The following is a 20,628-nucleotide window of genomic DNA, read 5'->3' as shown; positions in this document are numbered from 1 at the left end:
GCAGTCCGCCATGAGCCTCCCGCCAGAACTTGCCGCCATGCTTGTCAAAGCCCATGGCGATGATGCCATGCTGGTGCCGGCCGAGCGTTTCGCCGGTCTCACCCAGGCAGAGGCCCTGGATATCCAGAAGCGCGTCGCCGCCGATATCGGCAGCCGCAGTCCGGCCGCCAAGGTCGGGCTCGCGGCGGATGGCAGCGGTTTTTCGGCACCGATCTTTGCTCCGCTCGTCGTCGAAAATGCTGGAACGCTCCATCTGCCGGCCCGCGGCATAGTGGGTATCGAGGTGGAGGCAGCGGTTCGGCTTGGCCGCGATCTGTCGGTCGACATGCTCGATCAGTCCGACGCGGCATGGCGGCATGCAATTGACGATGTTGTCGTGACCATCGAACTGATCGGCAGTCGTTTTGATGACCGGCGTGCTGCCGGGCCCTGGGGAAACCTTGCCGACAACCTCTCGACCGCGGGCCTCGTTATTGGCAGCTCCCTTGGGCAGTTTGAAGTGGATGGACTTCCAATTTCGGTCAAGATCGACGATCAACTTGTCCGTGAGGATCGCGCGCGACTGCCTTTCGGCTCCATTCTGGCGCCCATCCGCGCAGCACTGGCGTCAGGAAGCGGCGACCTATTCCGGGCTGGGACGGTTGTGACCACCGGCTCACTCTGCCAACCGCTGATCGTTCTTCAACACGACGGTTCAATTCGTGCGCGCTTGGGAAATGCCTTGGTGAGCGCCGAACTTTTGGGTGAAAGGGAGCCGAACGATCAAATGTCCGCTTTTCGGAAACCGCCAGTGCTAACCTAGTGACCGGAATGGGGCGCGTTGCAGATGAAACATGCCAAGTCGCATTGGCCGTGTCCTACTGGCTCAGGCGCTGGTAGTCCTTAGGTGTCATCCCGATAGTCCGGCGGAACTCGCGGCTCATGTGGCTCTGGTCGCTGAAGCCGGCCATCGCCGAGGCTGAAGCCAGGTCGAGGCCGTCCCGGATGCCCCGCTGGGCGCGGGCAACCATCAGTTGGATGCGCAGCCGGCGCGGCTGCATGCCGGAGGTTCGCTGGCACAGGCGGGCGAACTGAAAGCGCGTCAATCCTGCATCCTCGGCAAGCGCCGACACGGTTGCGCTGCCCATGTCGGCATCCTCGGCTTCGCTGAGGCGCAGCAGGTCGTTGATCGTGGCCTCATCGGCGTCGGTCGTGTCGATGGGCCTCGCAACGACATGGCCCCGCAACCTGCACAGGTCGATCAGCGACCTGATGTCGCCGGCAGAGACGGAATCGGCATCCGCGTGCAACTGGGCTCGTAGCCCCAGGAGATAGTGAAAGACCAGCTGATCCTGATTAACGGGGACAGCGAAACCCCAGGCCGGTCCCTCGGCGGCGACCCCTTCATCCCAGAAGCGGTGGCCGACATGGAGCACGAAATAGGTGTTGGATGGGGCGGACCAGCCACTGGCATGCGGCTGATAGGCATTGAGCATGACGACCGACCCGGGCAACTGGTCGTAGGAGGCGCCGTCGACCGAAACATGGGCGTGGCCGTCGATCATGGCGCCGATGTTGAAGGTGGCGTGACAGTGCAGGAAGCCGGCTTCCGGTCCCGAAACCAGCTCAAAGGCGTCGATCCAGTCGCCGATCCGCCAGTGCCGCACACCATGCCGCATGAGGCAAAAACTCACTCGCAAAAATTCTAAACAGCCTAGCGGCTGCAGGTCGTACGCATTGGAAACACCCGGAATGCCGGGGTGTCAAGCCCAGTGACCCACTGTCACGCCTCGTTCACAAACATTCAATCCAGCGCCTGCCGGCTCGGCTAGCGTTAGGGTCATGGTGGGTGCCGCTGGGAACCGCTCCCGCCGTTCAAGAGAGGAAGACATGACCAACAAGACCCTAATTTCTGCGGCTGCGGTGGCGCTTTGCGTCGCCATGCCGGCTGCCGTTCTTGCGCAGGACAATACCTGCGGCACCGACTTGGGCAGCGAAGCCTATTTCCGCATTTCGCACCAGAATTCGCCGACCAGCCCGATCCATCCGCGGCTCGAGGAAATCGTCGCCTCGGTGACCGAAGCAACCGACGGCAAGCTGCGGCTCGAACTCTTCCCCTCGGGACAGTTGGGCGGGCCCGTCCAGGCGCTCGAGCAGGCCTCGCTGGGCGAAAACATCATCTTCTACACCCAGACCGGCAATCTCGCGACGGCGGGCGTCCCCGACTTTTCGATCTTCAATGGTCCCTTCCTGACGCCTTCGCTGGAAGCGGCAGAAAAGCTCGCCGGCTCCGAACTGATGGACGAGCTGGCCGAAACGCTGGCCGAGAAATCGGATCTGCGGCTGCTCGCCATCAACTGGTTCGACTCGCCGCGCGTCTTCCTTGGCCAGCGCGGCTATCCCGAGCCGAGCGACCTGGTGGGCGTGAAGCTGCGCTCGCCCGAGGCACCGGCCTATATGCGAACCTTCGAGCTGCTCGGTTCGCTGCCCATCGCCCTGCCGTTCTCCGAACTCTACCTCGCCCTGCAGCAGGGTGTGGTCGAAGCCGTTGAAGGCGGACTGGACGGCATGGCCGATGCCAACCTGATGGAAGTGGCCACCACGGTGACCAACACCGAGCACTTCCGCCTGTTCTACGGCTTTGCCATGAACGAGGGACAGTTTCGCGGCCTGCCTGAATCCTGCCAGCAGCTGCTGGTGAGCGAATTCCAGCAGAAGGGCGCCGAATATTCGCTCGGCATGAACGACATCACCGCAAATCGCGAGACCGCATTGCGCGAGGCCGGGGTGACCTTCGTCGACGCCAACCAGGACGCCTATCGCGAGGCGACCGCCGAATTCTACACCATGTTCCCCGAATGGTCCGAAGGTCTCTACGACCGCGCCATCGCGGCGATGAAGGACTAGTGGCGGCCATGCTGCGCGTGTTGGATCGCCTTGGGGCGATCATCGATGACACCTTGCCCGGTCTGCTGATCGGGCTGGTGACAGCGATGATTACCATCGACATCGTGCTGCGGAATTTCTTCCGCAGCACGATCCCGGACGGGGTGGAAATAGCCACCTATGCCTTCGTCTGGATGATCTTCCTGGGCGCGGCAGGGGCCTCGCGCACCGGCTCGCATTTCCAGGTCGATTTCATCGACCGGATCGGGGCACGCGGACCCCGCATAGCAGCGCGCCTCATCGTCGAGGCTTTCTGCTGCGCCGTTGCGGCGATTATGGCGGTCTGTTCCTGGCAATACACGATGCGCAGCTGGACCCGCGTCTCGGAGGGGCTCGAGATGCCGCTGGGCTATTTCTACATGATCTTCCCCATCAGCTTCGGCCTCATGGCGCTCGCCCATGTGCGGCGGAGCGTGGGTTTCGTCACAGGAAGGCGCCAACCATGAGCCTGTTCCTCATTCTCGATCTCATCGGCATGATGCTGCTGATGGTCCTGGGCGTGCCGGTGATCTACGCCGTACTGGGCGCCGCACTCATTTACTTCCTGGGTCATGCCGAGCTCTCGACGCTGGTAATGATGCAGCAGGTGCAGACCGCGCTGCGGTCATTCCCGCTGCTGGCGATCCCGTTTTTCATCCTGGCCGGCACGGTCATGGCGCGCGGCGGCATTGCCGACAAGATCATGTCCTTTGCCTATGTGTTGGTGGGACATTGGCGGGGTGGGCTTGCCCAGGTGGGCGTACTCAACAGTCTCGTCATGGGCAGCATGTCGGGTTCGGCGGTTGCCGACGCGGCGGTGGATTCACGCATTCTCGTGCCGCAGATGCGCAAGCGCGGCTATTCGCTCGGATTTTCCGCAGCCATTGCGGCGGCATCCTCGGTCATTGCGCCCATCCTGCCGCCGTCGACTTCGCTGATCCTCTATGGCCTGCTCGGCCAGGTGTCGGTGGCGGCGCTGTTCCTGGGCGGCGTGGTGCCGGCGCTCGTCATCGCCGTATCGCTCATGGCGCTTGTTGCGGTGATCTCGCGGATACGTGCCTATGGCTCGATCCAGGAACGCAAGAGCACCTGGGGCGAAAAAGGCCGCGCCTTCATAGACTGCTTCTGGGCGTTGATGATGCCGGTCATCCTGGTCGGCGGCATTCGCACCGGCCTCTTCACCATCACTGAGCTGGCTGCGATGGCGGCGATCTACACGCTGCTGGTCAGCGTGTTCATCTATCGCACCATGTCGCTGGCGGACCTCTGGGACGTGCTCAAGGACACTGCAAAGACCAGCGCGACCGTGTTGATCATCATCGGTGCGTCTGGCGCTTTTTCCTACATCTTCGCCATCGAGCAGGTGCCGCTCAAGATCATCACCTGGCTCAGCACCGTCAGCGACAGCCCCACGGTGATCCTGATGATCGTGTGCCTGGGCCTGACCCTGCTCGGCATGGTCATCGAGGGCGCCGCGGTCATGATCATCGGTGCGCCGATCCTGGTCGGCATCGCCACCCACTTCGGTATCGACCCGGTGCATATGGGCGTGCTGGTCGTGGTGACGCTGACCTTTTCGACCCTGACGCCGCCCGTCGGCATCGTGATGTTCACGGTGTGCTCGATGACGGGGTGTCGGATCGAGACATTCCTCAAGGAAATGCTGCCGTTCTACGCGGTGCTCTTCACCATTCTCGCGCTGCTGGTGATCTTCCCGCAGCTGGTTACCACCCTTCCAACCTGGCTAGGCAGATGAACGAAAAGACCAGTCCCTATATCTATCCCTTCCGTCCCTTCCTGCATCTCAATATTGCTGAGGAAAACGCACGATTTTCCGAGCCGCAGACACTGCCTGTCGAGGGCTATTCCAGTTGGCTCGAACGCTTTGCCCCGGAAATCAACGTCACGCCGGCCGCGACGATCGAGGAAACCATCTTTTCGATCTTCGCCGACGATGCGGTGCGCTTCGGCGAACTGGCCTTCGTGACCGATCTTCGGGAACAGTGGATCGAGCGTATCGCGCGCTTCACAAGCCAGGGCCGGATGCTCGAGATGACCATACTGGGCTTCCCCTACAAGATGCCGGTACCGCTCAAGACCAACCGGAAACTGGCCGATTTCGGTGAAGTGGTGTCGCTGGCCCGGCTCAACCAGATCGGTCGCGCCATTACTCGCGTTTATGCGCCGGGTGCCAGATCGCACGTTTTCACCGAAGGCCCGTTCGGTGCCTTCAACGGCGTCAGTCGCGCCGACTCCGATGTCTATTTCGCCTCGCTCGAGAACCTCCTGGTGCGGTTTGGTCTCAACCAGCATGTGGCGCTGCATGACCTCAACGCGGTGGTGGATGCCAATCCCGATTTCGCCGGTGTCTGGGCGGATACGGCCAAGGATATCGAAAGGCGCCGCGATGCCGGCGACCAGAAGGTGCTCGACGCCATCCGGGATGCGCTGCCGGTGCGCTTCCATAACTTGGCCAATCCCGGCGTCGCCGATCTCGATCTGGCCCGGGCCTATCGCCGCGACCCGGCGGCGCAGGAGCTGATCGACAGCATCCAGCGACGCGCCGAAAGCGGTGTCGTCACCTATCGCGCCTTTCTTGAAGCCCGAGACCGGGTGCAATTGCTCGAGCGCGTCGCGCCGGAGGCACTGGCGATGACAGTGTCGCCGCGGCCCGGCCGGCTCGGCGTGCGGTCCTTGCCGCCTCCAGCACAGATCCTGCCCTATCATGGTGTCACCGTCATCGCCCGCGACGGGCAGGGCATGGATATCAGCTATCTTTGGGACCTGCGTCGTAGCGGCAAGGGCTATACGCCACTGCGTCTCGATGGCGACACCGATCCGGCGCCCTTCGCCTATATCGAGAGCTGAAATGGCTGAAACGACCATTGCCTTCGATCTGGGTGGCACCAAGATCGACATTTGTCGCATGCGCCCGGACGGCAGCTTCGTCTTCCGTGACCGGGTGGCGACAGCAAGCCTCGGGCCGGGCCGACCGGAATTCCTCGACGCTGCATTCGACCTCTTCCAGCGCTATGTCGAGGCGGCAGACAGTAAGATCGGACTGAGCTGGAATGCGCCGGTGCACGAGTCGCGCCTGACGCAAAGCTCGCTGCTCGGCGGCCGTATCGAGGTCGATCTGGGCGACATGTTGCAGCGGCGTTTCGACCGGTCCTACCAGGTCGAAAGCGATGTGCAGGCCATGGCCTTGGGCGAATATCGCTTCGGACAGGGCCATAATGCAGCGCCCCTGGTGGTCGTCAATCTGGGATCAGGATCGGGCTTTGCCTATCACGACGGCAGCGTAATGCGCGGCTATCGCGGCGGGGCAGGGCTCATCAGTCAGGAACGCTTCTTCGTCGAGGAAATCAGCGACTGGCTGATCATGGACCACCTGCTCTCGGGCCGGGGAGTTGCCCTGATCTACGAGCGGCTGTCGGGCCAGCCGCGCACGGCTGTGGACATCAGCGGCTTGGTCGGCAGCGACGCCGCTGCCGCCGAGACCTTCGCCATCATCGGGAAGTATCTGGGCCGCCTCCTCGTCATGCTGGCGCGCCACTTCAATCCCAGGACCTTCGTGCTTTGCGGGTCGGTCGCGCAGGCGGCTACCCATTTCATCGACCTGACCCGTGCTTATGTGCGCGAACATGCCGAGCCCGCCTGCCAGCCCGATGCCATCGTGGTGTCGCAGCTTGAGGCCGCGGCCTGCCGGGGCCTGGTCTAGGTCCTACAATCAATCCACATAAAGAGAGCCATCCCGATGTCTGAAAAGACCAGCGCCTATGTTTTTCCCTTCAAGCCCTTCGCATCGCTGAGCGAAACCAAGGAGACCAGTACCTTCCTGCCGGGCCGCACCGTCGAGGCAGACTATTTCGCACCCATGATCGAGGCCGTCGCGCCCAAGCTCCAGCTCCCCGCGACAGGGTCGCTTCCCGAGCGGCTGCTGCAGTTCTTCGCCGATCCGGCGGTCTGCTTCGGCGATCCGGACTGGATCCTGCAGCTGGGAACCCACTGGAAGGAGCAGTTTGCCTATTTCATCGAGCGCAACGAGCCGATCGGCTTCACCATTCTAGGCTTCCCCTTCAAGGCACCCGTGCCGCTCAAGACCAATCGCAAGCTGCCCGATTTCGGCGAGGTGTCGATGCTTGCGCGCCTGCACCAGATCGGCGCGGCCATTGCCGAAGCCTATGAGCCTGGCGCCATGATCCATGTGTTTGCCGAGGGCTCTTTCCACGAGATGAACGGCATGCCGCGCGCCGACGCCGACGCCTATTTCGTCGCTCTTGAAGAAACGGCTGCGCGGTTTGGATACGATCGCTATGTCAAGCTCCACGATACTAGCCGGATTGCCGACGAGGTGGATGGCTTCCATGCGCTCTGGGACGAGGTGACCAAGGATATCAAGGCCCGTCGCGACAGCGGCGACGCCACGACCGTCGATGCGCTCACCGCTGCCTATCCGGTGACCTTCCATCTCAACGACGTGACTGCCGAAAGCCCCGAGGCTATTCGCCTGGCTTATCTCAACGATCCCGCCGGCGCCGCCTTGCGCCAGAAGCTCGACGCGCGGTCGGCAGAAGGCGTGGTGCGCTATCGCGCATTCCTCGAAGCCCGCGACCGGATCCAGTTGCTCGAGCGCTATGCACCCAAGGCGGTGGCTCTGACCGTTTCGCCCCGCCCGGGACGGATCGGCGTGCGTCCGCTGCCATTGCCGGCCGATGTCCTGCCTTATCACGGCGTACCTGTCTGGAACCGCAAAGAGGGGACGTTGTCGATCATCTATATCTGGGACCTTCGCAGGCAGGGCCTGGAGGTGTCTCCTATTCACCTCAATGAGGATTCAGACGGCACTCCATATCTCTATGAGGTATGATCTCGGAGTTTCCGTCCTTTAGTTCTACATAGTGGATCACGGTGTCAGTCCGCGCAGCTATGCGTTGACCGACACCAATGCGCCAACCAGCCTCCCGCCAAGCGTGGAGGCGCCCATCTCACAGGAACGCACTCATCCGACCAAAATCTTGGAACTCGGTTATGTGTTGGATAAAAGCGCCAGAAGGCGGGTCTCCGAGGTTGCCAACATGGCCAGATACCATGCTGGAAGTGTGTGCTTCCCCCTAACTTACTCAGAACCAGTTGGTCTGCTAGCCGCGCCACAACCGCTATCGCCTGCCATCGAGCGGGACGGCTGCTTTTGGGACGTAGCGGAGGCCTTCCGAACGGCGGGAATGGGGCGCTTCGCCGACCGATTTGAAACAGCAGCCGGCGAAGAGGTTTGAGATCAAATTTCCGTTGCCTCAGAAAGCGATAGCGCGTCGTCGACGTCAACGCCGAGGTAGCGAACCGTGTTCTCAATCTTGCTGTGACCAAGCAGGATCTGAATGGCTCGCAAATTGCCTGTGGCCTTGTAGATGAGCGACGCCTTGGTTCGACGGAGCGAATGGGTGCCATATTCCTCGGGTGCAAGACCTATGGCAGTCACCCACTCGTCCACGAGTCTTGCGTATTGCCGCGTACTGAGGTGGTCGTCGGGATGGACGCGGCTCGGGAATGCGAAGTCATCAACGCTGCCGCCCCGCCGCTCGAGCCAAGCGAGCAAGCTGGCCCTCGTGTCGGCGGTGATCTCAAACTGAACTGGTCTTCCCGTCTTTTGCTGGACCACCATCGACCGAGATCGAATGGTCGGACCAGTCACAAGCGTGCCGATCTTGATCTTCACCAAGTCACAGCCTCGAAGCTTACTGTCGAGCGCAAGGTCGAACAGCGCTCGATCTCGCATTCGACCTTCCCGATCGAGAAAGAAGCGGATCGACCAGATCTGTCTGATTTTCAGAGCGCGTTTGGCGCCGACTTGCCTGCCGGCGTTCCAGGCAGGTCTCCCTGCTGCGGCAGGGTCATATTGTGAGATACCCATTACATTTCTCCTTTGGCCGAAGCGGCCGTGGAAGAAACGATTGTGGCAGGGCCCAAGATGGGGACGACCCCAAAATGGCTGCGGGGCAGGGGGCAGATACCGACCCCACTTCGGCCGTTAGACCGGGCAGGCCAAATCAACGAAAGCCGCCATTGCTGCCGAGGCTTTTGCCAGCTCGCATTGCTCAGATGCCTGCGTCTCAATCCGGCTTGTCGTCGATGGCACTCGGAGCAAACCGAAACTTGGCTCCCGGGTGGCATTGACCGAGGCTTCATCCTCTTCTGGCCAGGGGCTACCGTCACAAGCAGCAGATCATCAACTGAGGTTACTGAACCACGCGGTAAAACGATTGGACGATGCCAGACGGAAAACTGTTGGTCTCAACATGCTCCAGCGCGATGTCACCCGGCAGAGCCCCGAACAGCGGAAGTCCATCCCCTATCAAAACCGGTACCCGACTAATGATCATGTCGTTGATAAGCCCGGCCCGCAAGAACGACTGGATCACTGCGCCACCATCAACGTAGACCCCCCGCCACCCCCGTTCGGCAGCGATGAGCATAGCGTCCCGGGGCGTGGCATCGACAATCTCGACCTTGCCCTGAAGCGCTTGAGGAACGTCGCCGTCGGTGAGCGTGTGGCTCAGCACCAGGACTGGTTTGGGATAGAGCCATGGCTCGGTACTCTTTACGGCGTCGAACGAACCACGACCCATAATGATGCCGTCGACTCGTGCCATATGAGCATCATAACCAAGGTCTCCATCCAGTCCCGAAAAACTTGTGAGCCATTCGATATCGCCGTCGGAACGCGCTATGAACCCATCCAGGCTCGTTCCGATAAACACATGACCCGAAACCACTATCGATCTCCATTCCCTCGTCTCGTTGAACGTACGTCGGGTATCCTGTCAGATATTGGCAGCAGTCAGCACACCTCTTCTTGCAGTAGTTATCAAGCAGGCCTTCCTGATGTTGCAGGGGCACATGATTGCAACTGCATTTCTTTCGGCCGACGCGGCCGTCAGAGAACGATCACGGCAAACCAAGCAGCGTCGGAATCCTACCCCATTTCGGTCATTACTCGCTCAAAGCTTTGCTCCTGAAAGCGGTCAGTCCGCTTCGCTGGCGATGAGTGAAATCGATCTTGCGTTGGTGTGCGTTATGTAGGGACGTGGACCGACTGCATTGCCGGTGCTACCACCTTGCCGAGTAACTCGATCGAACGGGCCATGGCGTTAGTTTCGAGCGCCGCCGATGTCATCTGGAAGGCGACGCGCGACAAGCCGCCGAGAACGTCGTCGGCATGGCGCAGTTTGGCTATGACCGTGCCGGGGCTCCCCACGATAAAGGCGCCGTCCGGACCGGTCATCGCGTCGAACTGGGCGCGGTCGGGCGGTGGCCAGCCGCGTTCCTTGGCATATTTGCCGATCATCTGCGCCCAACCGGGATAGAAGCGGTCACGCGCCTCTGCGTCGGTATCGGCAACAAAGCCCATGGCATGAACCGCCACCTGCAACCGGGAGGGATCGTGCCCGGCCTGTTCCCCGGCCTTGCGATAGAGCTCGACCAGCGGGGCGAAACGTTCGAAGCTGCCGCCGATAATCGCGATCATCAGCGGCAGGCCGAGCGCTCCGGCCCGCGCGAAAGATTGCGGCGTGCCACCGACGCCAGCCCAGATCGGCATCCTTTCCTGATGGGGGCGCGGAAAAACGCCCTGTCCACTGAGCGCGGGACGAAAGCGGCCCTTCCAGGTTGGATAGGTGGTCCCGCGCAAAAGCAGCAGCAGTTCGAGTTTCTCGGCGAACAATTCGTCATAGTCGGTCATGGCGTGACCAAACAGCGGAAAGGCCTCGACCGACGAGCCGCGCCCGGCGACGATTTCGGCCCGTCCGCGGGAAAGCAGATCAAGCGTCGCGAAATTCTGGAACACCCGGACCGGATCGTCGGCGCTCAAGACGGTCACAGCGCTGGTCAGCCGGATCCGGCTGGTGCGCGCCGCCGCAGCCGCCAGGATCATTGCCGGCGCGGAATCAAGGAATTCTGCGCGATGGTGCTCGCCAATGCCAAAGAAATCGAGTCCGACTTCTTCTGCCAGCTCGATCTCGTCGAGCAGGCTGGCCATCCGGTCAGTCGCTGATGGAATGGCGCCGGTGGTGGCGTCGGGGAATAGCGCGGCGAAGCTGTGAATGCCGATCTTCATGCGGGCTCCTTGTCGTCAATTTCCTGGCGGAGCAGGTGTTCGAGCTCGGTTGCGGCGACATTGGCGCCAAAGGCGGACATGCCAGGCTGCAGCCTGATGCCATCGCGCAGCGCGCCAGCGTGAACGGCGTCAAAACCGAGTGCATCGACGAGACCGGCGACCGCCGCGACATCGGACGGGTCATTGCCAGCGATGGCGATCGCCTTTCGGTTGGGCGTTCCGTGGGGGCGGGCCTGCTCGTCGAGATCGTGATAGCCCATGTGATTGAACCCCTTCACCACGCGGGAGCTCGGCAGGAAATCCTGCACGATCTGGGTGGTGGAGCGTTGCGGATCGTTGAGGTCCGCCCTCTCGCCATCGGTCTCCCACCAGTAATTCATGGCGTCGATGACGAGCTTGTCCGCCAGCGCGGCGACGGGAAGGTCCTGATACTTGCCGAGTGGCAGGGCCAGGATGACGAGGTCGGCCCTTTGCGCAGCCTCTGCAGACCAGGCAGGGACGGCACCGGGCACGAGGACCTCGATGGTCAGCGCAATTCTGTCGGGATCGCCCGATCCCGCAATGAGCACCCGATAGCCGGCCGCGACGGCGAGCCTGGCCAGAACCACACCAACCTTGCCCGCACCCAGAATGCCGATGGTCTTCACTGTGCTGTGGGTCATCTATTGTTGTGCTGCCGTTGTCCGGTCGGCGAGGATTTCCCTCACGCGCGGTATGACCCTCGTGCCGTAAAGCTCGACGGCCTTGAGGCGGGCGCTGGCGGAAACGGCGCCGGCGGCCGAATAGATGAGATCGAAGCGGCCGACATCGAGCGCTTCGATCGCCAGGGCCATTTTTCGGGCCACGGTTTCGGGCGAGCCGACATAGAGCGAGCCGGTGGCCACATCGGCATCGAATTCTTCCTTGCGCAAAGGTGGCCAACCGCGCAGCGCGCCGATGCGATCGCGGATTTCCCGGTATCCGGGATAGAAAAGTTCGCGCGCTTCCTCGTCCGTCTCGGCGACGAATCCGGGCGAATGCATGCCAACGGGCACAGCCGTGGTGCCGAACTGTTCGCAGGCGCGGCGGTAGAGGTCGACATAGGGTGCAAAACGCGCCGGCTGGCCGCCGATAATGGCCAGCATGAGCCCGAAGCCATATTTGGCCGTGCGGATCACCGATTGCGGCGAGCCACCGACACCCACCCATGTGGTCAGCCGCCCGGACTCGGTCTTGGGGAACACATCGGCCTCATTCAGGGCCGCTCGTGTCGTGCCGGTCCAGGAGACCGGCTTTTCATCGAGCAGCTGGTTGAACAGATCGATCTTTTCCTCGAACAGGATGTCGTAGTCCTTGAGGTCGAAGCCGAACAGCGGGAAGGATTCGGTGAAGGAGCCCCGGCCGAGAATGACTTCGGCCCGACCATTGGACAGGGCATCGACAGTGGCGAAGCGTTGGAACACCCGCACGGGATCATCCGAACTCAAAACCGTCACGCCCGAAGCAAGCCGAATGCGCGATGTCCGCGTGGCAATGCCGGCCAGCACGGTCTCTGGGCTCGAGATCGCATATTCGGGCCGGTGATGCTCGCCCAGCGACACCACGTCTATCCCGATCTGGTCGGCCAGGATTGCTTCTTCGACCGTGGCGCGTATGGCCTCTGCATGGGATACGATCGCGCCATGGTCGTCCCGCGGCAGGTCGCCGAAGGAATCTATTCCAAACTCAATGCTCATCGACAAATCCTATGGTGCCGCGTCAGGCTGCTGGCGCGTGTCGAGTTCGAGGCGCAGCGCCTCGAACCAATAGTCGGTCTTGCGCCCTTGCTGCCTGCCGTCCTTCTCCCAAAGGTCATAGGCCCGCTGGCGTACGCGCTGCTGGAAATCGAGATCGACGAATTTCTCGGTGTCTTCATACATGGCTGGCCCTCACGCCCGTGATCGCTGCAGCACGTCCTGCCATTCCGGATGCCGGTTGATCTGCGCCTTGGCAAAGGGGCAGAGCGGCAGGATGGACACCCCGTCCCGGCGCGCATCCTCGACCGCCTGTCGCACCAGACGTTCACCCACCTTGCGGCCACGCAGGACTTCGGGCACGCCGGTATGGTCGATGATGATGAGTTCGGGACTGATCCGGCTATAGGTCATCTCCGCCTCGACGCCGTCGATGACGAGCCGATAGCGGCCCTTGGTGGGGGCATCCTGCCGTTCGACGACGCCCTCTTCGGGGGCCGTCGCCACGTGGTGCTGACCAGCATCGTGGCTGCGCACCTGCCGGGGGCGCCCGGGTCCGCATTCGAGCAGGTCGCGATCCCAGTGCCCGAGATCGGCCGCAGCTTCATAGGTCGAACTGAGAAAGGCCGTGAGAGCCGCGTCCGGATCGGCGGCGGACTGTACGGCGGTATAGGGGAGGATGAATTCGCCCAGCGCCTCGTGCCAGAAGGCGCCGCCGGGCTGCACCGGAGCTGCCTTGAAGCCCTGTGGCGCTGGATAGGCATAGGCGTAGAAAGCAGGGTAGTCGAGGCCCCCGCCACCGGGCCAGAAGCCGACCGAGGCCACCTCGCGGTCATAGGCTTCCTGGGCCACTTCAAGCGGCAGCGCCGGCACGCCGCCGGGATGCAGTGGCGCGCGGCGGCCGGAAAAGCGGGTGACCGCCAGATCGAAACTGCCCCAGAACAGGTGAACCGGGCTGGATTTGCCGAGAAAGGCCGTGCGGAACCGGCCGAACACCCGGTCTATGGCCACCAGGGCCGCGTGGAAGCGCTCGACAGCTGCCCGGTCATAGGGGCGGTCACGATGATCCTCCAAAAAAGGGACCGGATTGGGCACCTCGTTGGGCTCACTGTTGAAGGTTGGCGTGCCGCCCAGTTCAGTCACAAGCGCAATGAAGCGGGCATGAAAAGCGGCGACCGTCATGGCCTTGAGTGCGAACGATGCACGATGGCCATTGCCGCAGGTGCCGACGACCTGATGGTTCTTGAAGTCGAACAGGATTTCGATGCCCGGCCCGTCGGGAATGGGCGAGGAAGCGAGACCCATGGGCGTGACATAGAAAGTCGCGTGCCAGGAGTGGTTGAGCCAGGGTGTGTGAGCGAGCCGGTATTTTCCGGCGATCTGGAGATAGAGATGCAGCGCCGAGCAGGTGTCGCGCCAGCCGAGATAGTCGAGTTGAGGCCAGTTGGTCATGATCGTCCTGTGCTTGATTTCTTTTGGCTTCCTGCCGCGATCAATCGGGCAGAGGGATGAATTCGTTGCGGTCATCGACCGGCAGGTCGAAAAGGCCTTGCCCCCATTTCTGGGCGCGCCACTCGGCCTTGGCCTGCTCGATCCGTTCCTGCGATGAGGCGACGAAGTTCCACCAGATGTAGCGGGGACCATTGAACGTCGCGCCACCGAGGATCATGACCCTGGCGCCGTGCTCGCCGGCAACCACGGTGATCCTGTCACCGGGCCGAAACACCATCATCTGCGGCGCCTGAAATTCCTGGCCCGCAACGGAGATCGAACCCTCGACGATATAGATGCCGCGATCTTCGTGATTGTCGGGCATTGGCAGGCGGCTGAGGCCGGCCAGTTGCACGTCGGCATAGAATGCCTCTGAGAAGAGGGTCGCTGGCGCGGCCTGGCCATAGGCCTCGCCCAGGATCAGTCGCACAGAAACGCCCTTGTCCTGCAGTACGGGCAGCGCTGCCTTGCCATGGTGTTCGAAGGTCGGCGCCATTTCTTCGTGCGTGTCGGGGAGAGCCAGCCAGGTCTGGATGCCAAAGAGACTATTGGGTCCGCGGCGCGCCGCTGCCGTTGTTCGTTCGGAATGGGAAACGCCGCGTCCGGCGACCATCCAGTTGAGTTCGCCCGGTCGGATGACCTGGTCGGCGCCGGTGCTGTCGCGGTGGTGGAAGTCGCCCTGGAAGAGATAGGTTACGGTGCCGAGCCCGGTATGCGGGTGCGGCCGCACATCAATCCCCTGGCCGGTCAGCAATTCTGCCGGCCCTGCCTGGTCGAAAAAAATGAATGGTCCCACCATCTGGCGCTGTGGGGAGGGCAGGGCCCGGCGGACCTCGAAACCGCCAATGTCCCGGCTGCGTGGGATGATCAGCGTCTCGATCGCATCGGCGCCGACATCGTCCGGATCGCCCGGTTGCAGGGATGGATTCCAACTCACGCGCCACGCTCCCCGTCCTGTTCACTGAAGGGATAGTTAGGCATGTGGGTCCTGGCACGGCTAGGCGCATGGGCCGACTTACTGTGTCGCGGAAAGTGGAACGCTGCGGCTAGGGTCCGCCGAAATGCTCGACCAGGATTTCGATCAGCGCCTTGATCTTGCGGGTGGGGAACTGGCTGGGCGGGCGCACGACATAGACACCGGCCACGGGCGGAGGGTAGGGCGCGAGGATGGGCACGAGTTCGCCGGTGGCGATATGCTCATCCACCAGGCAGTCCGGCAGCCAGGCAATGCCGATCCCGGCAATGGCGGCCGAGACCAGCGCTGTGCCGTTATCGGCCTTGAACCGCCCCTGCGGCTGGATGGTGATGACCTTGTCGCCATCGCTCAGCTGCCAGGGTTCGACGCCCTGCATCAGGGCTTCGTGCCCAAGCAAGTCATCGGGGGTTTGCGGCGCGCCATGAGCCGCAACATAGTCCGGGCTCGCCACCAGTTTGCCGAAGAAGGGGCCAACCCGCCTGACAATCAGATTTGAATCAGGGAGATATCCAACGCGAATGGCGCAATCGAAGCCTTCCGCGATCAGGTCGACGAAGCGATCGCTGTAGGACGTATGGATGTGAAGGAGTGGATGGCGTTTCGCAAGTTCGGCCAGCACGGGCGCAAACTGTGACGGACCGACCGAGAGTGGCGCGGCGATGCGCAGCCGCCCTTTAAGCTCGCCGGAGGGGGAAATGATATCTCTGGCTGTCTCGATTTCGGCGACGACCCTGGCGGCGTGATCGCGAAAAGCGGCGCCCGCTTCCGTCAGTGCCGCGCCTCGCGTGGTTCGGGCCAGCAGCTGTTCGCCCAGCTCGGCCTCGAGCCGGGCCAGGCGCCGGCTGACGATGGACTTCGAGATCCCCAGGCGCCGCGCGGCTGGAGTGATCCCGCCGGCATCGGCGACCTCCACGAAGGTCTGCAATTCTTCGATATCCATGCAGTGTTCCCACAAACGCGACACAGCTGCGCCCCAGGCGGCACTATCGCAACATGTCATGGAACTGCAAGAGATCAGCGGTCTTTGCCTCCGGAGTACAAGGGACGCGCAATGACCAGACAGATTTCCCAGACACCCGGCTGGCCGGAAGTCGCGGCCGGCCTCGCCGGCATCGCCATTTTCGGCATAGGCCTCGCCTTGCTCGTGGTGAGGTTGCCGCTCGATCCCGTCGTCCTCGGGCTGATCATGACCGCCCTGTCGGGCATTGGTGGTCTGGCCGGATTTTTACTGGCCTTTGGCCTCCGTATCCGGGCTTGGGCTCCGTTCGGCATCAGGCGAACTACGCTGAAATGGCTGCTGATCGGTGTTTGGGCCGGCCTCTTCACCTTCATCGCCAAGAGCCTGTCGATCCTAGCCTACACCACGCTGACCGGGGATAATTCCAACATCCAAGAAGTCTATGCCCAGGGCGGCAGTGGCGGGATGTGGACACTTATTCTGGCGACGCTGCTGCTGTCGGTGCTGACGCCGCTGGGCGAAGAATTCCTGTTTCGCGGCGTGGTGACCAGTGCCCTGCTGAAATATGGGCCATGGATCGGCGTCAGCGGCGGCGCCCTTGTGTTTGCCCTGTTCCACGGCATCAATCCGGTTTTTCCGGCCGCCATCGTCACGGGTCTGGTCGCTGGCGAAATCTTCCGCCGCAGCGGCTCAATCTGGCCTGCCGTTGTGGTGCATTCCGTGGTGAACCTGCCGACCGTACCGGTCATGGTCTTCGCAGGCGTGGCGCAATGACGAAGAACCCTAGGTCAAGAGAAAGACGAGCTTTTGTCGCCGACACCCTGGCGCTGCTACTATTTTTCACGGCGACCGGCATAATCAACGAGCGCTTCATAGCAAGCATGAGTTGGGAACAGGTGTTTCAGGCACGCTTGATCGGAGCCCTGCTCATGGTGCCCGTTGCAAGGCCGTATGGCCTGTGGCGCGACTGGATGATGGGGCATGCCAGATCGACGCGGCGGTCGAAGCTGCTTTGGGACAGCCTGGCGCTTCTGACATTTCAGGTGCCGATCTATGCCGCCATAATCGCGGCAAGCGGCGCAAGCGGCAGCGATCTGGTCCGCGGCATAATCGGGGCGGCCGTGATGATGCTGGTACTGGGGCGGCCCTATGGCGCCTTTCTCAACGTCGTGCGATCGGCATTTGGGCTTGAGCCTGGCGGGAACAGGCCAATGTCTTTGAACTCGTGAGGGCACCCGGATGCGGAGCGCTGCCGCCTCAAGACATCAACGTTCCAAGCCTTTATTTTCGTCGCTCAACAAGCCATCCGAACGTGTGAATCGCAGGTCTCCTCGCGACCCCATTGCGGCCTTCCACAGACCATTCCGGCGATCTGGAAAGCTGCCATTAGTTACGCAGTGCGGCAAAGCAACATCATCTGGTCGAAGAGGAGAAGTCGATCTTTTCCATCCTCGTGGCCAACAAGCAACGCGGGCCCGCTGATTAAACTGAATAGGTCTTATCACCGTTCGCCAGACCATGAATCGAAAGCTTCGCGCACGATCACCTCAACCTCCATGCTCTTGAATGCATCACTTGGCCCGACGAAACTGCCGGAGGCGGGTACTGCCTGGAATATGCCACGGGCAACGGTGGTGGGTATAAGACCGGCACCGCCCATGGTGCCATTTGTGGGATCAAACGCAATCCAGCCTGGTCCAGGAACGAAGATCTCCGCCCATGCGTGTGTCGCACCGGTCCCCACCGTTCTGGGCTCGAGTGGTAGAAGGTATCCCGAAACGATGCGAGCGCCAAAACCCAAAACACGCGCCGACTCCACCAGCAGTATGCTCAGATCGCGGCACGATCCCCATCCGCGCAACAACGTGTGTACCGGCGACTGCGTGCCTGCATCCTCGCGACTCTGGTACGCTATCTGACGGTTCACCCCGAGATTGAGGTCTTTGAGGAGGGACAATGTATCTGTTGACGAGGATGCGATGAAACTGCGCGCCCATTGGGGTAATTTGCCCTTTTCATCTTCATATTGAGGCACTGTAAGGGCGCCAAGATCAATCCAATCTCCCTCTGCATAGTTGAAGGGATAAGCGATCGCCGAGACGTCGATGTCGAATACTGGCCATGAGCTTGCATAAAGCTCAACCGTCGCAGTACTTTCGATTGTGAGGCGATCGGTCGTCACCGCAAAGCTCGCCACTGCGATTTCATTGCCGAACACGTCCTTCGACCAGCTTATGGCGGCATGGGGAACACAAGCGATTTCATGCCGCAGCAGCTTAAGCTCCTGTCCCTCGCGTGGTCTCAACTGCAAGCGGTGCGGCAAAAGTTGAACCGGCTTTGAGTAACGGTATACGGTTCTATGGAGGAGACTAAGCGTGAGCATAATCTAGAACCTCCGCAGATCTTGGCAGCCTGCCAATGACCTCCATCAAGATGAAGGTGGGGTCGCAGCCCGCGTCAACGCGCTGATCCTGGAGGGAATACACAGTTGACCGGGGGAACATATCATCGCTTGATTGCCACTGAGAAAGCGCTTTCAGCTTCTGCAAAATCAGTCTTCGAGGCGCTGCTGGGCGACAGGTCGAATTCATCAACGACGCGATCGATAATCTCCCTCTGCGACCGCACTCTGTAAAGAAGCGGTCCTCCTTCATGGGGCAAGCAAGAGATCACTTCACAAGGACCTGAAGGTCTAATGCTTTGCCGGGGAGACGCTCGAAGTTCAAGCATCTGGCCAGTCTTGAAACGGTGCAGCATGAAACCATCCTTGTTATTGCAGGCCGCGGCGGCGCCATAAGCAAATTGCTGGCAGTGGTATCCAACCGTATGGCATGGGGATACGAACGGCACGTTGAAGGAGGTGGCGACACCGTTTATTGTCCGGTGTGCTCGCTCAGACATGTAGCCGGCAGACGAGATGGCTCTTCAGCCTAGGACTGCTAACGGGCCATTTGTAAATCGGAAGAAGCATGAGCCGAAAGCTCAATGAATTCGTCGCCTAGGGGTAGAGACGATCCTCGCAGTGTCTCCGCCAATTAAGTTCAATTGAAGGCATAGGAGGACTGTGGCGGGGCCTGGATAAAACCTGCGGTCTCAGGTCACTCTATGGTCAAAAAATCGGAGTCGTTGGCATAGCGGCCTTATATAGGCCTGCATTGGTGCCTAAATAGAATGATGCGTTTCATACGCCTTCGGCCTCAGGCTTTGCCCAGTTCCATCGGATCATGAACGTTGTGTCCCGCGGCACTCGATCGCGCGTGCTTCAGCCAGGCAATGGTCATGACAAATTACAACGCTCCTGCCGAACTTTATCCAGGTCGGAACCATAAGGCGGGCCGTGCATCTCGATACCAACGTTTTCCGTCTTTGGCGGAGGCCGTTCAATACACGATGGAAGAGCTACCGCAGAGCTTACAACCGAGTTCGCTGCTTGAAGCTGACGAAATGCGCTACGACGGAGCAGCTATACGCAGCCTTTATTTCTCCGAAGACTATCCATTGCGGCGTGCCATTGTAGGTCCCACCACGCAAGGAAAGTGCTCATGAAGCCCGAGCGCTTGCGGACTTGCCTTGAGACCATTCGATGGGCTCCAACAACCTTAGCCCAATGCTTGGAAATAAACACCCGCTTGGTGGAGGAGTGGGCCGATGGAACGACCGCGATACCGATCAGCGTGGCCTCCTGGGTGGAAGCACTCTGTTTCACACACGAAGCTTCTGATCTCATGCGACCTGCTGTGTTGGAAGGCATTCGCCACAGTTCAAGAAAAACAAATCGTCCCGAGCATATCCCAGCCTATTCGTATGGCCTCCTACGCCGAATCCATGCAGGACCTGTAGCGCTTCGCTCGTTGTTCGGAACTGATGACGAAGCTGCAGTGTTCTTTCTGGTTTCGCGAGGCTTGGCGGAGCGGGACGCTGACCAACTCGTCATAACACCAGTTGGTTCTGCTCTTGGCGAAATATCGGAACCTCCTGCCAATTCTTAGGGATGGATGCTCAACGGCAGTTGACCCGTTTGCATTGCCCCAATTCTGGAAGAATATCTGAAGCAGCGTTGCGCTAATTTGCGAGAACATGATGTTGATGGCGGTCTAGGCATCGCAGAGGCGCGAAGCCAACCCGTCAAATCTTGCTATAGAATGTCGTGGTCGTCGAAAAGCCGATCGCGTCCACGGTTATGACGTGTGCTCGTAGGCGCCGCACCTCTCCAATCGTGTGGAGTTACTCACTCAGCGCCTTCAGTGCAGCCGCCTTTGGGGTAGCGGCCGTAATCTTAAAGACTTCGGATTGCTGCGGCCGCCCCATTGGATCGGTATTATAGGATTCAACAATATATTCGCAATGTTCTGCCATAGGGTTCTCCAGATCGATAAACTAGCACTACTGTCGAAGGACAGTCAGCAATTAGTGCAGTGGAGGATATAAATGGGAACATACCCTTCACGTTGTCGCCTTGATAAGAACACTGTTC

20 protein-coding genes are annotated in these 20,628 nt (G+C 61.0%); 9 read left to right on the top strand and 11 right to left on the bottom strand.

What is annotated here, in order from left to right; all coding sequences use genetic code 11:
- The first annotated feature begins 10 nt into the window (after positions 1 to 10).
- Positions 11 to 802, top strand: a complete 792-nt coding sequence (locus BM364_RS17540) for a hypothetical protein (protein ID WP_092426912.1) — start codon at positions 11 to 13, stop codon at positions 800 to 802.
- A 55-nt stretch (positions 803 to 857) separates the two neighbouring features.
- Here the strand turns inward: BM364_RS17540 and BM364_RS17535 are convergent, their stop codons facing one another.
- Entirely contained in the window at positions 858 to 1,658 is an 801-nt protein-coding gene (locus BM364_RS17535) for an AraC family transcriptional regulator (protein ID WP_092426909.1), read from the bottom strand.
- Positions 1,659 to 1,869: 211 nt separating this feature from the next.
- Between BM364_RS17535 and dctP the strand changes: the two genes are divergently transcribed.
- From dctP to BM364_RS17505, 6 genes are read left to right on the top strand one after another with little or no spacing between them, the layout of a single operon-like run.
- Complete coding sequence (gene dctP, locus BM364_RS17530; protein WP_175528657.1) at positions 1,870 to 2,886, top strand: TRAP transporter substrate-binding protein DctP; 1,017 nt, start codon at positions 1,870 to 1,872, stop codon at positions 2,884 to 2,886.
- An 8-nt stretch (positions 2,887 to 2,894) separates the two neighbouring features.
- Positions 2,895 to 3,371: a TRAP transporter small permease gene (locus tag BM364_RS17525; protein ID WP_175528656.1), complete on the top strand. Its 477-nt coding sequence runs from the start codon at positions 2,895 to 2,897 to the stop codon at positions 3,369 to 3,371.
- Complete coding sequence (locus BM364_RS17520; RefSeq protein WP_092426900.1) at positions 3,368 to 4,660, top strand: TRAP transporter large permease; 1,293 nt, start codon at positions 3,368 to 3,370, stop codon at positions 4,658 to 4,660. Before BM364_RS17525 ends, BM364_RS17520 begins: the two co-directional genes overlap by 4 nt.
- Entirely contained in the window at positions 4,657 to 5,772 is a 1,116-nt protein-coding gene (locus tag BM364_RS17515; protein ID WP_092426898.1) for an L-tyrosine/L-tryptophan isonitrile synthase family protein, read from the top strand. Before BM364_RS17520 ends, BM364_RS17515 begins: the two co-directional genes overlap by 4 nt.
- Before the next feature lies 1 nt (position 5,773).
- Positions 5,774 to 6,625, top strand: coding sequence for an ROK family protein (locus BM364_RS17510; protein WP_175528655.1), 852 nt, complete (start codon positions 5,774 to 5,776; stop codon positions 6,623 to 6,625).
- Between the two features lie 36 nt (positions 6,626 to 6,661).
- Positions 6,662 to 7,774: an L-tyrosine/L-tryptophan isonitrile synthase family protein gene (locus BM364_RS17505; protein WP_092426894.1), complete on the top strand. Its 1,113-nt coding sequence runs from the start codon at positions 6,662 to 6,664 to the stop codon at positions 7,772 to 7,774.
- Between the two features lie 408 nt (positions 7,775 to 8,182).
- On the opposite strand, the gene BM364_RS17500 is transcribed toward BM364_RS17505, so the two are convergent.
- The 9 genes from BM364_RS17500 to BM364_RS17460 form a co-directional block, all read right to left on the bottom strand.
- On the bottom strand, positions 8,183 to 8,815 hold the full coding sequence (locus BM364_RS17500) for a tyrosine-type recombinase/integrase (RefSeq protein ID WP_092426892.1): 633 nt from the start codon (positions 8,813 to 8,815) through the stop codon (positions 8,183 to 8,185).
- Between the two features lie 325 nt (positions 8,816 to 9,140).
- Complete coding sequence (locus BM364_RS17495; RefSeq protein WP_092426890.1) at positions 9,141 to 9,677, bottom strand: dihydrofolate reductase family protein; 537 nt, start codon at positions 9,675 to 9,677, stop codon at positions 9,141 to 9,143.
- Between the two features lie 299 nt (positions 9,678 to 9,976).
- Positions 9,977 to 11,017, bottom strand: a complete 1,041-nt coding sequence (locus BM364_RS17490; RefSeq protein WP_092426888.1) for an Atu2307/SP_0267 family LLM class monooxygenase — start codon at positions 11,015 to 11,017, stop codon at positions 9,977 to 9,979.
- Entirely contained in the window at positions 11,014 to 11,679 is a 666-nt protein-coding gene (locus BM364_RS17485) for an NADPH-dependent F420 reductase (RefSeq protein WP_092426885.1), read from the bottom strand. The genes BM364_RS17490 and BM364_RS17485 overlap by 4 nt, the downstream gene beginning before the upstream one ends.
- Positions 11,680 to 12,738 (bottom strand): LLM class flavin-dependent oxidoreductase, encoded by a 1,059-nt coding sequence (locus tag BM364_RS17480; protein ID WP_210186460.1) that lies wholly within the window; start codon positions 12,736 to 12,738, stop codon positions 11,680 to 11,682. It abuts the gene before it with no gap.
- 3 nt (positions 12,739 to 12,741) lie between these two features.
- Complete coding sequence (locus tag BM364_RS17475; protein ID WP_092426881.1) at positions 12,742 to 12,915, bottom strand: DUF2934 domain-containing protein; 174 nt, start codon at positions 12,913 to 12,915, stop codon at positions 12,742 to 12,744.
- A gap of 9 nt (positions 12,916 to 12,924) precedes the next feature.
- Positions 12,925 to 14,181 (bottom strand): DUF5996 family protein, encoded by a 1,257-nt coding sequence (locus BM364_RS17470; RefSeq protein WP_092426879.1) that lies wholly within the window; start codon positions 14,179 to 14,181, stop codon positions 12,925 to 12,927.
- Between the two features lie 40 nt (positions 14,182 to 14,221).
- Complete coding sequence (locus BM364_RS17465; RefSeq protein WP_092426877.1) at positions 14,222 to 15,157, bottom strand: pirin family protein; 936 nt, start codon at positions 15,155 to 15,157, stop codon at positions 14,222 to 14,224.
- A 109-nt stretch (positions 15,158 to 15,266) separates the two neighbouring features.
- Positions 15,267 to 16,136: a LysR family transcriptional regulator gene (locus tag BM364_RS17460; protein ID WP_092426875.1), complete on the bottom strand. Its 870-nt coding sequence runs from the start codon at positions 16,134 to 16,136 to the stop codon at positions 15,267 to 15,269.
- A gap of 111 nt (positions 16,137 to 16,247) precedes the next feature.
- On the opposite strand from BM364_RS17460, the gene BM364_RS17455 reads away from it, so the two are divergent.
- Together BM364_RS17455 and alaE are read left to right on the top strand one after the other, a co-directional pair.
- Positions 16,248 to 16,928 (top strand): CPBP family intramembrane glutamic endopeptidase, encoded by a 681-nt coding sequence (locus BM364_RS17455; RefSeq protein WP_092426873.1) that lies wholly within the window; start codon positions 16,248 to 16,250, stop codon positions 16,926 to 16,928.
- On the top strand, positions 16,925 to 17,383 hold the full coding sequence (gene alaE, locus BM364_RS17450) for an L-alanine exporter AlaE (RefSeq protein ID WP_092426871.1): 459 nt from the start codon (positions 16,925 to 16,927) through the stop codon (positions 17,381 to 17,383). The genes BM364_RS17455 and alaE overlap by 4 nt, the downstream gene beginning before the upstream one ends.
- Before the next feature lie 272 nt (positions 17,384 to 17,655).
- Here alaE and BM364_RS17445 read toward each other — a convergent pair whose 3' ends face one another.
- Complete coding sequence (locus BM364_RS17445; RefSeq protein ID WP_092426869.1) at positions 17,656 to 18,537, bottom strand: transglutaminase family protein; 882 nt, start codon at positions 18,535 to 18,537, stop codon at positions 17,656 to 17,658.
- Between the last annotated feature and the right edge of the window lie 2,091 nt (positions 18,538 to 20,628).

It is taken from the genome of Devosia crocina (assembly GCF_900116545.1).
Taxonomy (GTDB): domain Bacteria; phylum Pseudomonadota; class Alphaproteobacteria; order Rhizobiales; family Devosiaceae; genus Devosia; species Devosia crocina.
This window is presented reverse-complemented; position numbering and strand designations above follow the sequence as displayed.

Bases quoted from the DNA above. Each gene is read 5' to 3' on its own strand.
- BM364_RS17520 (WP_092426900.1), top strand. From the start codon at position 3,368: ATGAGCCTGTTCCTCATTCTCGATCTCATCGGCATGATGCTGCTGATG.
- BM364_RS17500 (WP_092426892.1), bottom strand. From the start codon at position 8,815: ATGGGTATCTCACAATATGACCCTGCCGCAGCAGGGAGACCTGCCTGG.
- BM364_RS17540 (WP_092426912.1), top strand. From the start codon at position 11: ATGAGCCTCCCGCCAGAACTTGCCGCCATGCTTGTCAAAGCCCATGGC.
- BM364_RS17455 (WP_092426873.1), top strand. From the start codon at position 16,248: ATGACCAGACAGATTTCCCAGACACCCGGCTGGCCGGAAGTCGCGGCC.
- BM364_RS17445 (WP_092426869.1), bottom strand. From the start codon at position 18,537: ATGCTCACGCTTAGTCTCCTCCATAGAACCGTATACCGTTACTCAAAG.
- alaE (WP_092426871.1), top strand. From the start codon at position 16,925: ATGACGAAGAACCCTAGGTCAAGAGAAAGACGAGCTTTTGTCGCCGAC.
- BM364_RS17460 (WP_092426875.1), bottom strand. From the start codon at position 16,136: ATGGATATCGAAGAATTGCAGACCTTCGTGGAGGTCGCCGATGCCGGC.
- dctP (WP_175528657.1), top strand. From the start codon at position 1,870: ATGACCAACAAGACCCTAATTTCTGCGGCTGCGGTGGCGCTTTGCGTC.
- BM364_RS17505 (WP_092426894.1), top strand. From the start codon at position 6,662: ATGTCTGAAAAGACCAGCGCCTATGTTTTTCCCTTCAAGCCCTTCGCA.
- BM364_RS17490 (WP_092426888.1), bottom strand. From the start codon at position 11,017: ATGAAGATCGGCATTCACAGCTTCGCCGCGCTATTCCCCGACGCCACC.
- BM364_RS17475 (WP_092426881.1), bottom strand. From the start codon at position 12,915: ATGTATGAAGACACCGAGAAATTCGTCGATCTCGATTTCCAGCAGCGC.
- BM364_RS17535 (WP_092426909.1), bottom strand. From the start codon at position 1,658: ATGCGGCATGGTGTGCGGCACTGGCGGATCGGCGACTGGATCGACGCC.
- BM364_RS17510 (WP_175528655.1), top strand. From the start codon at position 5,774: ATGGCTGAAACGACCATTGCCTTCGATCTGGGTGGCACCAAGATCGAC.
- BM364_RS17485 (WP_092426885.1), bottom strand. From the start codon at position 11,679: ATGACCCACAGCACAGTGAAGACCATCGGCATTCTGGGTGCGGGCAAG.
- BM364_RS17525 (WP_175528656.1), top strand. From the start codon at position 2,895: ATGCTGCGCGTGTTGGATCGCCTTGGGGCGATCATCGATGACACCTTG.
- BM364_RS17515 (WP_092426898.1), top strand. From the start codon at position 4,657: ATGAACGAAAAGACCAGTCCCTATATCTATCCCTTCCGTCCCTTCCTG.
- BM364_RS17470 (WP_092426879.1), bottom strand. From the start codon at position 14,181: ATGACCAACTGGCCTCAACTCGACTATCTCGGCTGGCGCGACACCTGC.